We start from the raw sequence: 13,685 nt of genomic DNA, 5'->3' as shown, positions 1-13,685 counted from the left end.
AAAGCCTACAGCTTATTGCCTAAAGCCTAAAGCATTAAAAAGAAATGGAAAGTTTTAGAACAGAAATAGAAAATCCGATAGTTCAGAAAGAGATTATCGATTTAGAAAAAAAGATTCATTTATTCCGTGGAGGAAAAATTGATGATGAACGTTTTCGTAGTCTTCGTTTAGCACGTGGAATCTACGGGCAACGTCAGGAAGGCGTTCAAATGATTCGTATTAAATTGCCTTTTGGTAAAGTTACCAGCGAGCAATTAGTGCGTATTACTAAAGTTTCTGATGAATATTCTACAGGGCGTTTACATATTACAACACGTCAGGACATTCAGATTCACTATGTAAGTTTAGACAGAACTCCAGAACTTTGGGCAAATTTAGCCAAAGACGATGTTACCTTGCGTGAAGCTTGTGGAAACACCGTTCGTAATATTACAGCAAGCGAATTGGCGGGTGTAGATGTAAACGAACCTTTTGATGTTTCGCCTTATGCACACGCTTTGTTTCAGTACTTGTTAAGAAATCCTATTTGTCAGGAAATGGGACGTAAATTTAAAATTTCGTTCTCATCATCAGATGAAGATACTGCTTTGAGTTACTTACACGATTTAGGATTTATTCCAAAAGTTGTAGATGGCATTCGTGGTTTTAAAATAATGTTAGGAGGAGGATTAGGTTCACAACCAGCACATGCCGAATTACTTTCGGAATTTGTACCTGCAAACCAAATCATTCCAACGGCAGAAGGTGTAATTCGTATTTTTGACAGATACGGAGAACGTGCAAAAAGAATGAAAGCACGTTTGAAGTTTTTAATCAAAGAAATAGGAAGAGATACCTTTATGGATTTGGTTGAACAAGAGAAAAAAGCAATTGCTTTTGAAACTTACGAAATAGATACAACAGCTTTTGAAGCGCCAATTCCAGAAACATTATTACCAGTTCCAGCGGTTACTATTGAAGATACTAAAGGGTATGAAGCTTGGAAAAAATCAAACGTAATTGCTCAAAAACAAGAAGGATATTATGCTATCGGAATCAAAGTTTTATTAGGAGATTTTTACACCGATAAAGCAAGATTATTAGCTGATTTGATTAAGAATTATGCAGCAAATGAATTACGTTTTTCATTGCGTCAAAATATTGTAATACGTCACGTAAAAGAAGAGAATCTGCCCTTCTTTTATCAGGAATTAGCCAAATTAGGTTTTGTAAATCTAGGGTATAATTCTACTGCCGATATTACAGCTTGTCCGGGTACAGATACTTGTAATCTTGGGATTGCAAGTAGTACCGGAATTGCTGAAGAACTAGAAAAAGTATTAAATGCTGAATATCCTCAGTATAGCAATAACCATGAAATCGAAATAAAAATTAGTGGTTGTATGAATGCTTGTGGGCAACACAATATGTCAGCAATCGGGTTTCAGGGAATGTCAATTAACTCAGGAAAATTAGTAGCACCAGCGTTACAAGTTTTATTGGGAGGAGGAAAATTAGGAAATGGAGCAGGACGTTTTGCCGATAAAGTAATTAAGATTCCAAGCCGTAGAGGACCAGATGCTTTGCGTACTATCTTAAATGACTTTGATGCCAATGCAAACGGAGAAAAATTCCTGAATTATTACGACTTAAAAGGAGAGAAATATTTCTATGAAATCTTAAAACCTTTTGCAGATGTAACCAATTTAACCGAAGCTGATTTTGTAGATTGGGGTAATGCCGACAACTATGTAAAAGCAGTTGGAGTAGGAGAATGTGCTGGTGTTGTTATCGATTTAGTTGCTACTTTATTATTAGAAGCTAAAGACAAATTAACGTTTGCACAAGAATCATTCGACGAAAATAAATGGTCTGATGCTATTTACCATGCATATGCAGGATTTGTAAATGGTGCTAAAGCATTATTACTTTCAGAAGATGAAAAAACAAATAATCACGCAGGAATTGTTGATTTGTTTGATACTGTTTTTGTAGTAACTTCTAAAATTGAATTGCCAACAACTTTTAAAGAATTGGTATACCAAATCAATAAAGTAGAACCTTCAGAGGCATTTGCAAAACAATATATCCAAGAAGGAATTGCTTTTTTTGATACAATAGAAAAATATAGAGCCAAAGATTTAGCTAATGCTTAATACAGTAAAACCCAAAGTAACTTTAGTCGGAGCAGGTCCGGGCGATCCAGATTTGATGACTTTAAAAGGTGTAAAAGCACTTGCTGAGGCAAATGTGGTTTTGTACGATGCTTTGGCAAATGAAGAAATTTTAGAATATGCACCTAAAAGTGCAATCCGAATTTTTGTTGGCAAGCGAGTAGGGAATCATGCTTACACACAAGACCAGATAAATCAATTGATAGTTGATAACGCATTAACTTACGGAAATGTAGTGCGACTAAAAGGTGGAGACCCATTTGTATTTGGTCGTGGAAGCGAAGAAATAGAATACGTAGAGAGTTTTGGAATTCCTACTTTTGTAGTACCCGGAATCTCATCGGTAATTGCAGTTCCTGCTTATCAGGGAATTTCAATAACCAAAAGAGGAGTTTCAGAGAGTTTTTGGGCAATTACAGGAACAACTTCCGATAGAAAATTATCATCAGATGTAGCTCTTGCAGCACAATCTTCTGCAACAGTAGTTATCCTGATGGGGATGAGTAAATTATCGCAAATAGTTGCTTTGTTTCAAAAAGAATCAAAAGGAGAAACACCGATAGCGATTATTCAAAACGGTACAACGCCAGAGGAAAAAGTAGGAGTAGGAACGATAAATACAATCCAAGAAATCGCTGCAGAAAACAAACTAGGTTCACCAGCTATTATTATCATTGGAGAAGTAGTTAGAGAAAGTACCAAATTAAAAGGATTTTACGAAGAATTTGTATCAAGCCAAATACGATTATAATGGAAAGAAACGAATTGTATCCCATTTTTTTAAAACTGCATAAGCTTAATGTACTTATTGTAGGCGGTGGAAATGTGGGATTAGAGAAGCTTTCCTTTTTATTAAAATCAAGTCCTAATGCCAATGTTGAGGTTGTTGCAACCACTTTTTTACCAGAGATAGAAATCTTGGCAGAGAAGTATAATCTAACGCTAACAAAGGCAAAGTTCAAAAAGAAAATGCTTAAAAGGAGGCATATGGTTATTGCCTGTACCGACGATTTATTGGTTAACAAAAGAATATACGATTTATCTACAGAAAGATATCTCATATGTAATATTGCCGATACCCCCGAATTATGTGATTATTACTTAGGTGGAATCGTAACCAAAGGAAATGTAAAAATTGCCATTTCGACAAATGGTAAATCACCGACCACTGCCAAAAGGCTACGAGAATTTTTCGAAGAAATAATTCCCGAAGATATCAACCAGATGGTAGAAAACCTTAACGAATATCGAAAAACCTTAAAGGGGAATTTTGAAGATAAGGTTAAAAAAATGAATGAGATTACTGCTTCACTAAAAAATACACAGTAATTTTTTTTGGACAAAGGAAGAAATGAATGATAAAAATCATTGAAAATAGTGTAAATTATTTGTTTCTTTGTATTTATTAAGAATGATTATAAACAACAATAAAATGATTAAAACAGACATACTTATAATAGGAGCTGGTCCAACTGGTTTATTTGCCGTTTTTGAGGCAGGATTGTTAAAATTAAAATGCCATATACTAGATGCTTTACCTCAAGTAGGAGGGCAACTTTCAGAATTATATCCTAAGAAACCTATCTATGATATCCCTGGATTTCCAGAAGTATTAGCAGGAGATTTGGTAGATAACTTAATGGAGCAAATAAAGCAATTCGAACCAGGTTTTACATTAGGAGAACGTGCTGAAACAATAGATAAACAAGAAGACGGAAGTTTTATTGTAACCTCAAATAAAGGAACAAAAATTCATGCAGCAGTTGTAGCTATTGCAGGAGGTTTAGGAAGTTTTGAGCCACGTAAGCCACTTATTGAAGATATCGAGTTTTATGAAAATAAAGGAGTAAAATACTTCATCAAGAATCCAGAAAAATTCAGAGATAAAAGAGTTGTAATTGCAGGAGGAGGAGATTCAGCTTTAGACTGGAGTATATTCCTTTCTAATGTAGCTTCAGAAGTAACTCTAATTCACCGCAGAAACGAATTTAGAGGAGCTTTAGATTCTGTAGAAAAAGTACAAGAATTAAAAACAGCTGGAAAAATTAAATTAATTACACCAGCAGAAGTTATCGGAATCAATGGTGCAGAGCATATTGAATCATTAGATATCGAAGAAAACGGAGCACACCGTAAAATCGAAACCGATTATTTTATTCCACTTTTCGGATTAACACCAAAGTTAGGACCAATCGGAGACTGGGGATTAGAAATCGAGAAAAATGCGATTAAAGTAAATAACGCATTAGATTATCAAACTAATATTCCGGGAATCTTTGCTATTGGAGACGTTAATACTTACCCAGGAAAATTAAAATTGATTCTTTGCGGATTCCACGAAGCAACACTTATGTGTCAGGCAGCATACCAAATTATCAATCCAGGAAAAAAATACGTGCTTAAATATACTACCGTTTCAGGAGTAGACGGATTTGATGGAACTCGTAAAGAAGCTCCAAAAGCTGTTGTTAAAGCAATAGTTTAATTTTTTAAGCCTCTAAGAAGCTAAGTTTCTAAGGGACTAAGATTTTTATATATAAAGCTCAAACTTGTTATCAAGTTTGAGCTTTATTTTTTTTAATAATATAGGGCAATTTCGTTTTATTACACATTCATATCTTTCAGAACATTTGGGAATAATTTAAAAACATAGCCAGTGGTTTCAACCACTGGAACACAATATATAATCACGATCCGTATCCCACGGTTGAAACCGCGGGCTATAAATTGATAATAATAGAATTTCAGGTGTATAAGAATGTTAATTATCTTTAAATTTACTAGAATTTATTCTTAATTTTTTGATGCTAAACGTCAACCCTAAAACCCTTAGTAACTTAGTTCCTCAGAATCTTTAAAAAACACTTGCAATTGTTAGCGCTATGTGTTTACTTTGCACTGTTCATATATTTATTGAAAGTTATCACGAAAGGCGGAGGGATAGACCCATTGAAACCTTAGCAACCCTTTATCATAAAGAAGGTGCTACATTCTACTTTATACATTTACTGTATTAAAGATAGATAACACATAATACAGCAATGTATTTCTCAAAACTTTTCTTGACAAACTTATCGATATTAACTGAATAAAATTTCAGTATCAGAAGCGAATTATTGGCGCATTTTTGCCCAAAACATTCCCGCTTTCCGCTATATCTTTTTTTCTATCCCGAGGCTTCGGGACCAGAAAAAAAGGATACCGCTGCACTCGGGGCTAAAAGGCTATGATATTGAATTTTTGGTAATATTTAATAAAAGCTTTGCGCCTTAGCGTCATTGCAAGAAAAGAAAAAACATGTCAACAATTCAAGAAGCAATTAAAAAAAACATACTCGTGCTCGATGGAGCAATGGGAACAATGTTGCAACGCTATAATTTTTCCGAAGAAGATTTTCGTGGAGAACGCTTCAAAGACTTTCCACATCCCTTAAAAGGAAACAACGATTTACTATCCATAACACAACCACAAGCAATTCGCGATGTCCACGCCGCTTACTATGAAGCGGGTGCCGACATCGTAGAGACGAACACATTCTCGGGAACAACAATCGGTATGGCCGATTATTTCCTGGAAGAGTACGTTTACGAATTAAACTACGAGTCGGCTAAATTAGCACGAGAAGTAGCCGATGAATTTACAGCTAAAAATCCTGACAAACCACGTTTCGTAGCCGGTTCAATTGGGCCAACAAACCGTACAGCAAGTATGTCACCCGATGTAAACGATCCGGGTTACAGAGCCGTAACGTTTGATGATTTACGTATTGCCTACAAACAACAAGTAGAAGCCTTAATGGATGGTGGCTGCGATTTACTGTTGGTAGAAACCATCTTTGATACATTAAATGCCAAAGCAGCACTTTTTGCGATCGAAGAAGTAAAAGAAGAACGTAATATCGAAATTCCAATCATGGTTTCGGGAACAATTACCGATGCATCAGGAAGAACACTTTCAGGGCAAACTGTTGAAGCATTCTTGATTTCGGTATCACATATTCCGTTGTTAAGTGTAGGATTTAATTGTGCTCTTGGAGCCGATTTGTTAAAGCCGTACCTTAAAACATTAGCACAACATACAAGTTTTAATGTTTCGGCGCACCCAAATGCAGGTTTACCAAATGCATTCGGACAATATGACGAAACACCAGAACAAACACAGGCATTCATCAAAGAATATTTAGAAGATAATTTAATCAACATCATCGGAGGTTGTTGCGGAACAACGCCGGAACATATTAAGTTAATTGCTGAAATAGCAAAAGATTATAAGCCACGTGTGGCGCCGGTGTTTGAATAACATTTTCCTGCAAGGTTTTTAAACCTTGTAGGTTGAATTGAGAATAAAAGTTCCAGAGGAACGACATATTTGTAGCAACGGAATTTATTTCGTTGAAAATTAAAAGAAATGATTGAAAATAAAGAAGTCGCAAATTCTCTGAAATTGTTATTGCGAATTTTTATAGCTGTAATAATAATTTCAACAGTACATTTTTTATTTAAGAATGCTCATAGAAATGATGAGCATAGATATAGAAAGACATTTAAAGGGGAAACAATAGGGCTTACATTAAGAATTAAACAATCGGGTAAATCCCAATATTTAAGATATTGTTTTTATTCGGGCAAAAAAAAGATTTTGGGAGGGGCTTCTATTGTTGATTATAACCTTGTAAACAAGTTTTATAAAGTGAAATATGATTTAGATAATCCTGAAAAAGGACACTATATTATTTTGAAAGAAGAATTAAAACCTGATTCTATTTCACTTGTAAAAGCAGGTTTTACTAAAGTGAAATATTATACATACGATGGAGGTGTAACCTGTAAATATATAGAAGGGTCAAAATGGAAATGATCTTTAAATTGTAGATTAAAATTGAAATTTCGGGAAACATAAATGTCTTATGAAACCGAATTTGCGTGAGGGATAGAAGTGGATAGCCCACAGCCTGACGAAGGAAGTGCGAGGACTAAGAACGGATAGCCCGATTCGCCGCGGCGAAACACGCCCAAAATAAGATTATAGAGATGAAAGGTCTTAGAACCTTATAAAAATAGAATAAAAAAAACTCAGAATCTAAGCAACTTAGAATCTTAGTAACTTAAAAAGAAATGGCAGAAAATAGAAGAGACCTTGTATTAGCAGGATTAGAACCGTTGATTATTACGCCTAACAGTGTTTTTGTAAATATTGGTGAACGTACAAATGTTACGGGTTCAAGAAAATTCCTTCGCCTAATCAAGGAAGAGAAGTATGATGAGGCACTTGATGTTGCAAGACAACAAGTAGAAGGTGGAGCGCAGATCATCGATATAAATATGGATGAAGGAATGCTTGATGGTGTTCAGGCAATGACAAAATTCCTGAATTTAATAGCATCAGAACCCGATATTTCGAGAGTGCCGATTATGATCGACAGTTCGAAATGGGAAATCATCGAAGCGGGTCTTAAAGTAGTACAAGGAAAAAGTGTTGTAAACTCGATTTCGTTAAAAGAAGGAGAAGAAGCCTTTATTCACCACGCCAAACTAATCAAACGTTACGGAGCTGCGGCTATTATCATGGCTTTTGATGAAGTAGGTCAGGCAGATAATTTTGAACGTAGAGTCGAAATTTGTCAGCGTTCGTATGATATTTTGGTTGATAAAGTTGGATTTCCTCCGCAGGATATTATTTTCGATTTAAATATTTTCCCTGTTGCAACCGGAATGGAAGAACATCGCTTAAATGCTTTGGACTTTTTTAGAGGTACAAAATGGGTTCGTGAGAACTTGCCACACGCGCATATTAGTGGTGGAGTAAGTAACGTTTCATTCTCTTTTAGAGGAAATGATCACGTTCGTGAAGCAATGCACTCGGTGTTTTTATACCACGCAATTCAGAACGGAATGACAATGGGAATCGTAAATCCAGAGATGCTTTCGATTTATGATGATATCCCTAAAGATTTATTAGAACACGTAGAAGATGTAATCCTTAACAGACGTGACGATGCAACTGAAAGACTTTTAGATTTTGCAGAGAATGTAAAAGGTGAAGTAAAATCAGATGAAAAAGCGATTCAGGAATGGCGTTTAGGAACAGTTCAGGAGCGTATTACACATTCATTGGTAAAAGGTATTGATGCTTTTATAGAAATAGATGTCGAAGAAGCGCGTCTAGCAGCTGTAAAACCTATTGAAGTTATCGAAATCAATTTGATGACAGGAATGAATGTCGTAGGAGATTTATTCGGAAGCGGAAAAATGTTCTTGCCACAAGTAGTAAAATCAGCGCGTGTAATGAAAAAAGCCGTAGCATATTTATTGCCTTATATTGAAGCTAGCAAACAAGCTGGAGACAAACAAGGGAATGGTAAAATATTGATGGCAACTGTAAAAGGTGACGTTCATGATATTGGTAAAAATATCGTTTCTGTAGTATTGGCTTGTAACAATTACGAGATTGTAGATCTTGGTGTTATGGTGCCTCCAGAAAAAATTATTGCTGCCGCGATAGAACATAATGTTGATATTATTGGTCTAAGCGGACTGATTACACCTTCGCTTGACGAAATGGTGTATTTGGCAAAAGAACTAGACAAACAAGGAATTAAAATCCCGATTATGATTGGTGGAGCAACGACTTCGCGTGCACATACTGCCGTGAAAATTGCACCACAATATAGAGAAACTGTAATTCACGTAAACGATGCTTCGCGTGCCGTTACGGTTGCAGGAAACTTATTAGATCATAACCGTAAAATATATGCAAGCGATATTCGTGCTGATTATGATGCGTTTAGAGAGACATTTTTGAATCGTTCGAGAGATAAAAACTTCCTGACGATTGAGCAAGCGCGTAAAAATAAATTACAATTGGATTGGGCAGAATACACGCCAACCAAACCAAAATTTATTGGAGCAAAAGTAATCGAAGTAGAGTTGGACGTTCTGGTACCGTATATCGACTGGACACCATTTTTTAGAACATGGGAATTGTTCGGGAAATACCCAGCGATTTTAACCGATGAGGTAGTTGGAGAACAAGCAACTTCGGTTTTTGCAGATGCACAGGACATGCTGAAAGTAATTTTGGCAGAGAAAAAGCTAACTGCAAAAGGTATTTACGGAATTTTCCCTGCGAATCAGGTAGATGATGACGATATCGAATTGCGTGATGAAAACGGAAAAGTTCTGGAGAAATTCTTAACGCTTCGTCAGCAATCACAAAAAACAAAAGGCGCACCAAACATTGCTTTGTCGGATTTTATATTGCCAAAAGACAGCGGAATTACCGATTATATTGGTGCATTTTGTGTAACAACCGGTTTTGGTGTAGACGAATGGGCTGCCGAATTTGAAAAAGATCTTGACGATTACAATTCGATCATGGTAAAAGCATTAGCCGACCGTTTTGCAGAGGCTTTCGCCGAATATCTACATGAAAAAGTACGTAAAGATTTTTGGGGTTATGACGTAGACGAATCATTATCGACAGAAGATTTAATCGAAGAAAATTATAAAGGAATTCGTCCAGCGCCAGGATATCCTGCTTGTCCAGACCATTTAGAAAAGCCAACAATCTGGAAATTACTAAATGTAGAAGAAGAAATAGGAGTAACCCTTACCGAAAGTATGGCGATGTGGCCAGCATCTTCGGTTTCAGGATATTATTTTGGAAATCCGAAAAGTAAATATTTTGGACTCGGAAAAATAAAAGAAGACCAAGTTGTAGATTACGCCAAACGCCGAAGTATTTCGACAGATAAAGCTATGAAATGGTTAAATCCTAATATAGCAGATTAATTTGGTTGATGGTTGATAGTTTTTGGTTGTTAGATTATAGCACTCAAAAACGATCGACTGACAACAAACAACCATCAATAAAAAATGGAATATAATAAATTAGATGTTTGGTTGGAAGCTAGGAAATTGGTGAATTTATTATATGATTCATCTAAATTGTTTCCAAAAGAGGAACTATTTGGTTTGACCAATCAAATGAGAAGAGCTGCGGTTTCAATACCATCAAATATTGCTGAAGGTTGTGGGCGACAAACATCAAAAGATACCATTCATTTTCTTCATATTTCAAGAGGATCATTGTATGAATTAGAAACGCAATATTATTTAGCATTTGATCAAAAATACATAGATGAAAATAATTTCAATATTGCTTTTGAACAGATTCAAACTTGTAAAAAGCTATTGAATGGGTTTATTAACTATTATAAAAAAACAATTTAGTTTTTGATTTATGATTATTCATTTTTAGACTAGCAACAGTTCTAAAAACTATCAACCAAAAACTAAAAACCATCAACTAATTAAGAAATGAAAGTAACACAACATATAGAAAACGCCAACGGAAATACATTATTCTCATTTGAGATTATTCCGCCTCAAAAAGGGAAAAGTATTCAGGAATTATACGACAATATTGATCCGTTGATGGAGTTTAAACCGCCATTTATAGATGTAACAACTTCTCGCGAGGAGTATATTTATATTGATAAAGGCAACGGACTTTTAGATAAAAAATTAACTCGTATGCGTCCAGGAACACTGGGAATTTGTGCTTCTATAAAACATAAATATAACGTCGATACAGTACCACATTTGCTTTGCGGTGGGTTTACTCAAGAAGAAACCGAGTATATGTTGGTAGATTGTCACTATCTAGGAATCAATAATGTAATGGCGCTTCGTGGAGATGCTATGAAAGACGAACAATCTTTCGTACCTAAAATTGGAGGAAACAGTTTTGCGATAGATTTAGTTAAACAAATCAATGAACTAAATTGTGGAAAGTATTTGCACGAAGTAATGGATGTTGATAACAAAGCCGATTTTTGTATTGGTGTTGCAGGATATCCAGAGAAACATTTAGAATCTCCATCATTAACTTCTGACTTAAAAAGACTAAAAGAAAAAGTTGATGCTGGTGCTGATTATGTGGTAACACAAATGTTTTTTGACAATTCAAAATACTTCGAGTTTGTAAAAAGAGCACGCGAAATGGGGATTACAATTCCTATTATTCCAGGAATTAAGCCAATTGCTGTACAAAGACATTTGCAGGTTTTACCACAAATTTTCCGTATCGATTTACCCGAAGACTTAATTAACGAAGTCGATAAATGTAAAAATAATGTCGAGATACGACAAGTAGGAATCGAATGGGCAATTCAGCAATCATTAGAGCTTAAAGCTGCAGGAGTTCCGGTTTTGCATTATTACTCCATGGGGAAATCCGAAAATATTCGTCAAATAGCGAGTAAAGTTTTCTAAATTTGCTCTTTAAAAAAGCACCGTTTTGTCATTGCGAGAAACTAAGTAATCCCATTTAGTATGTCCTTATCGTTAATAAGTTTGCTTAGTTTCTCGCAATGACTCTCGTCTTTGTGAACAATTGGAATTTGGAATTTAAAGTTTGGAATTTTATAAATTTAAACATTATGGAAAAAGAAGAATTACAAGCAATCGCATCTCAATTAAAAAAACCAGAAGGAGAAAAAGGAATTGAAATGGCAAATATGATGCATGAAACAAACATCAATATGACGCTAAGTTCAATCCGAAACTTAAATATCTCTCAGGGTGATAAAATACTAGAACTCGGTCATGGTAACGCAGCGCATTTAGAATACGTAATGCAGCAGAGTACCGATTTAAAATATTACGGACTCGAAATGTCTGAATTAATGTATGGAGAAGCGCGACAGATAAACAGAAACTATGTCTCTCAAAAACAAGCTTTCTTTTCCGTTTATGATGGAAACACCATTCCGTTTCTAGATGCCACCTTCGATAAAATATTTACTGTAAATACGTTATACTTTTGGCAAGAGCCTGTAAAATTTCTTTTAGAAATATATAGAGTGCTTAATAATAAAGGAATCTTTAGCCTAACATTTGCACAGGAAAGTTTTATGAAGAAACTTCCGTTTACCGAATTTGAATTCAACCTTTATGATACTGAAAAAGCTGAAAAACTAATCAGTCAAACCCCTTTTAAAATCATCGATTCAGAAACGTTGACCGAAAAAGTAAAAAGCAAAACAGGAGAACTTGTCGATAGAGAATTTACTACACTTGTTTTACAAAAAGAATAAAATTAGAGTTAACAATTTAGAATCCTTTTTTGGTGTAATTTAATTGATTTTTAAAATACTAATGCTTTTTAAACTATGGGGACTAAAAAAATCAATTTTATAAAAAATTACAGTAGTATACTTTTGCTTCTGGGAGGTATAATTGCGGGGAGTATTTTAGGATTAGTCTTTGGTAAAGATGTTGAGATTATAAAGCCATTGGGAGATATCTTCTTGAATTTGCTTTTTACAGCAATTATTCCGTTAATCTTTTTTACGATAACTTCCTCTATTGCCAATTTAGAGAAAACAGAAAAGTTAGGAAGATTATTTGTTGTTATGATTGCCGTTTTCTTAGGAACACTTCTTATTTCGGCTATTGTAATGATTATTGCCGTTTATCTTTTTCCTATTCATCAGAACATTATAGTTTCTAAAGTTCCATTAGAGAATATTGCAACAGGTAATGTTGGGGATCAAATTGCACAATTACTTACAACCAATGATTTTTACGAATTATTGTCTCGAAAAAGTATGTTGGCACTTATTATCTTTTCATTTTTAATAGGATTTGCAACGTTACAATCAGGAGAAAAAGGAAATGCTTTCAGGAGTTTTCTAGACTCAGGAAACGAAGTGATGAAACAGCTTTTAAATATGATTATGAAATTAGCTCCAATAGGTTTGGGAGCTTATTTTGCATATCAGGTTAGTTTTTATGGGCCCCAATTGTTTGGAGTTTACGCTAAACCCCTAGGGATTTATTATGGAGCCTGCATTTTTTATTTCTTTGTATTCTTTAGTTTGTATTCTTTAATAGCAGGAGGGAAAAGAGCCTTTGTAGTATTCTGGAGTAATAATGTTACACCCGCGCTTACAGCTATAGGAACTTGTAGTAGTATTGCAACAATACCTGCTAATCTTTTGGCAGCCGAGAAAATGAAAATTCCTGCACATGTCCGGAACGTGGTTATTCCGCTAGGAGCGCCATTGCATAAAGACGGTTCGAGTATGTCATCTATTTTAAAAATCACCGTATTATTTACCATGTTCGGAAAAGATTTTACCGAACCAAGTACAATACTTTTAGCATTGGGAATTACAGTAATCGTTTCTATTGTTGAGGGCGGAATTCCAAACGGAGGATATATTGGAGAAGTTTTGGCTATAACAGTTTACGGTTTGCCAATGGCAGAAGCCTTACCTGTAGCTATGATTTTGGGTACACTTGTAGACCCAATTGCTACTTTGCTTAATGCCAATGGCGATGTGATTTCGTCGATGATGGTCTCCAGATTTTCGGAAAAAACGAAATGGTAGGGATTTAACATAATGAAATTGTCGTAACATTTATTCAATAAAATTATTTTAACCATATAAGTAATGTAAGTAAATATAAGAGAGAATAATCAACGCAAAACTTAAATGAACTTACATTACTTATATGGTTATTT

General features: G+C 35.0%; 11 protein-coding genes and 1 riboswitch. All 11 genes read left to right on the top strand.

Going from position 1 to position 13,685, the window contains the following annotated elements; genetic code table 11:
• Positions 1 to 44 precede the first annotated feature (44 nt).
• Complete coding sequence (locus tag SHI72_RS10220) at positions 45 to 2,135, top strand: nitrite reductase (protein WP_323489900.1); 2,091 nt, start codon at positions 45 to 47, stop codon at positions 2,133 to 2,135.
• Positions 2,128 to 2,904: a uroporphyrinogen-III C-methyltransferase gene (gene cobA / locus SHI72_RS10215; protein WP_323489899.1), complete on the top strand. Its 777-nt coding sequence runs from the start codon at positions 2,128 to 2,130 to the stop codon at positions 2,902 to 2,904. Before SHI72_RS10220 ends, cobA begins: the two co-directional genes overlap by 8 nt.
• Positions 2,904 to 3,482: a precorrin-2 dehydrogenase/sirohydrochlorin ferrochelatase family protein gene (locus SHI72_RS10210; RefSeq protein WP_039112454.1), complete on the top strand. Its 579-nt coding sequence runs from the start codon at positions 2,904 to 2,906 to the stop codon at positions 3,480 to 3,482. Before cobA ends, SHI72_RS10210 begins: the two co-directional genes overlap by 1 nt.
• Before the next feature lie 103 nt (positions 3,483 to 3,585).
• Positions 3,586 to 4,638, top strand: coding sequence for an NAD(P)/FAD-dependent oxidoreductase (locus tag SHI72_RS10205; protein WP_039112562.1), 1,053 nt, complete (start codon positions 3,586 to 3,588; stop codon positions 4,636 to 4,638).
• Positions 4,639 to 5,070: 432 nt separating this feature from the next.
• A riboswitch (SAM riboswitch) is annotated at positions 5,071 to 5,183 on the top strand.
• A 267-nt stretch (positions 5,184 to 5,450) separates the two neighbouring features.
• Positions 5,451 to 6,452: a homocysteine S-methyltransferase family protein gene (locus tag SHI72_RS10200; RefSeq protein ID WP_039116916.1), complete on the top strand. Its 1,002-nt coding sequence runs from the start codon at positions 5,451 to 5,453 to the stop codon at positions 6,450 to 6,452.
• 108 nt (positions 6,453 to 6,560) lie between these two features.
• Positions 6,561 to 7,010: a hypothetical protein gene (locus SHI72_RS10195; RefSeq protein ID WP_039112452.1), complete on the top strand. Its 450-nt coding sequence runs from the start codon at positions 6,561 to 6,563 to the stop codon at positions 7,008 to 7,010.
• Between the two features lie 257 nt (positions 7,011 to 7,267).
• Positions 7,268 to 9,943 carry a methionine synthase gene (metH, locus tag SHI72_RS10190; protein ID WP_323489898.1) on the top strand — a complete coding sequence of 892 codons (2,676 nt, stop codon included), beginning with the start codon at positions 7,268 to 7,270 and terminating at the stop codon, positions 9,941 to 9,943.
• A gap of 84 nt (positions 9,944 to 10,027) precedes the next feature.
• On the top strand, positions 10,028 to 10,384 hold the full coding sequence (locus SHI72_RS10185; protein WP_323489897.1) for a four helix bundle protein: 357 nt from the start codon (positions 10,028 to 10,030) through the stop codon (positions 10,382 to 10,384).
• An 87-nt stretch (positions 10,385 to 10,471) separates the two neighbouring features.
• Positions 10,472 to 11,428 carry a methylenetetrahydrofolate reductase [NAD(P)H] gene (gene metF / locus SHI72_RS10180; RefSeq protein ID WP_039112451.1) on the top strand — a complete coding sequence of 319 codons (957 nt, stop codon included), beginning with the start codon at positions 10,472 to 10,474 and terminating at the stop codon, positions 11,426 to 11,428.
• 167 nt (positions 11,429 to 11,595) lie between these two features.
• Positions 11,596 to 12,252 carry a class I SAM-dependent methyltransferase gene (locus tag SHI72_RS10175; protein WP_323489896.1) on the top strand — a complete coding sequence of 219 codons (657 nt, stop codon included), beginning with the start codon at positions 11,596 to 11,598 and terminating at the stop codon, positions 12,250 to 12,252.
• 75 nt (positions 12,253 to 12,327) lie between these two features.
• On the top strand, positions 12,328 to 13,551 hold the full coding sequence (locus SHI72_RS10170) for a dicarboxylate/amino acid:cation symporter (RefSeq protein WP_323489895.1): 1,224 nt from the start codon (positions 12,328 to 12,330) through the stop codon (positions 13,549 to 13,551).
• The last annotated feature ends 134 nt before the right edge of the window (positions 13,552 to 13,685 follow it).

This window comes from Flavobacterium sp. PL02 (assembly GCF_035013205.1).
GTDB lineage: Bacteria > Bacteroidota > Bacteroidia > Flavobacteriales > Flavobacteriaceae > Flavobacterium.
This window is presented reverse-complemented; position numbering and strand designations above follow the sequence as displayed.

Excerpts from the sequence above, each read along its gene's own strand:
- SHI72_RS10220 (WP_323489900.1), top strand. The coding sequence starts at position 45 with ATGGAAAGTTTTAGAACAGAAATAGAAAATCCGATAGTTCAGAAAGAG.
- metF (WP_039112451.1), top strand. The coding sequence starts at position 10,472 with ATGAAAGTAACACAACATATAGAAAACGCCAACGGAAATACATTATTC.
- SHI72_RS10195 (WP_039112452.1), top strand. The coding sequence starts at position 6,561 with ATGATTGAAAATAAAGAAGTCGCAAATTCTCTGAAATTGTTATTGCGA.
- SHI72_RS10185 (WP_323489897.1), top strand. The coding sequence starts at position 10,028 with ATGGAATATAATAAATTAGATGTTTGGTTGGAAGCTAGGAAATTGGTG.
- metH (WP_323489898.1), top strand. The coding sequence starts at position 7,268 with ATGGCAGAAAATAGAAGAGACCTTGTATTAGCAGGATTAGAACCGTTG.
- SHI72_RS10175 (WP_323489896.1), top strand. The coding sequence starts at position 11,596 with ATGGAAAAAGAAGAATTACAAGCAATCGCATCTCAATTAAAAAAACCA.
- SHI72_RS10170 (WP_323489895.1), top strand. The coding sequence starts at position 12,328 with ATGGGGACTAAAAAAATCAATTTTATAAAAAATTACAGTAGTATACTT.
- SHI72_RS10205 (WP_039112562.1), top strand. The coding sequence starts at position 3,586 with ATGATTAAAACAGACATACTTATAATAGGAGCTGGTCCAACTGGTTTA.
- SHI72_RS10210 (WP_039112454.1), top strand. The coding sequence starts at position 2,904 with ATGGAAAGAAACGAATTGTATCCCATTTTTTTAAAACTGCATAAGCTT.
- SHI72_RS10200 (WP_039116916.1), top strand. The coding sequence starts at position 5,451 with ATGTCAACAATTCAAGAAGCAATTAAAAAAAACATACTCGTGCTCGAT.
- cobA (WP_323489899.1), top strand. The coding sequence starts at position 2,128 with ATGCTTAATACAGTAAAACCCAAAGTAACTTTAGTCGGAGCAGGTCCG.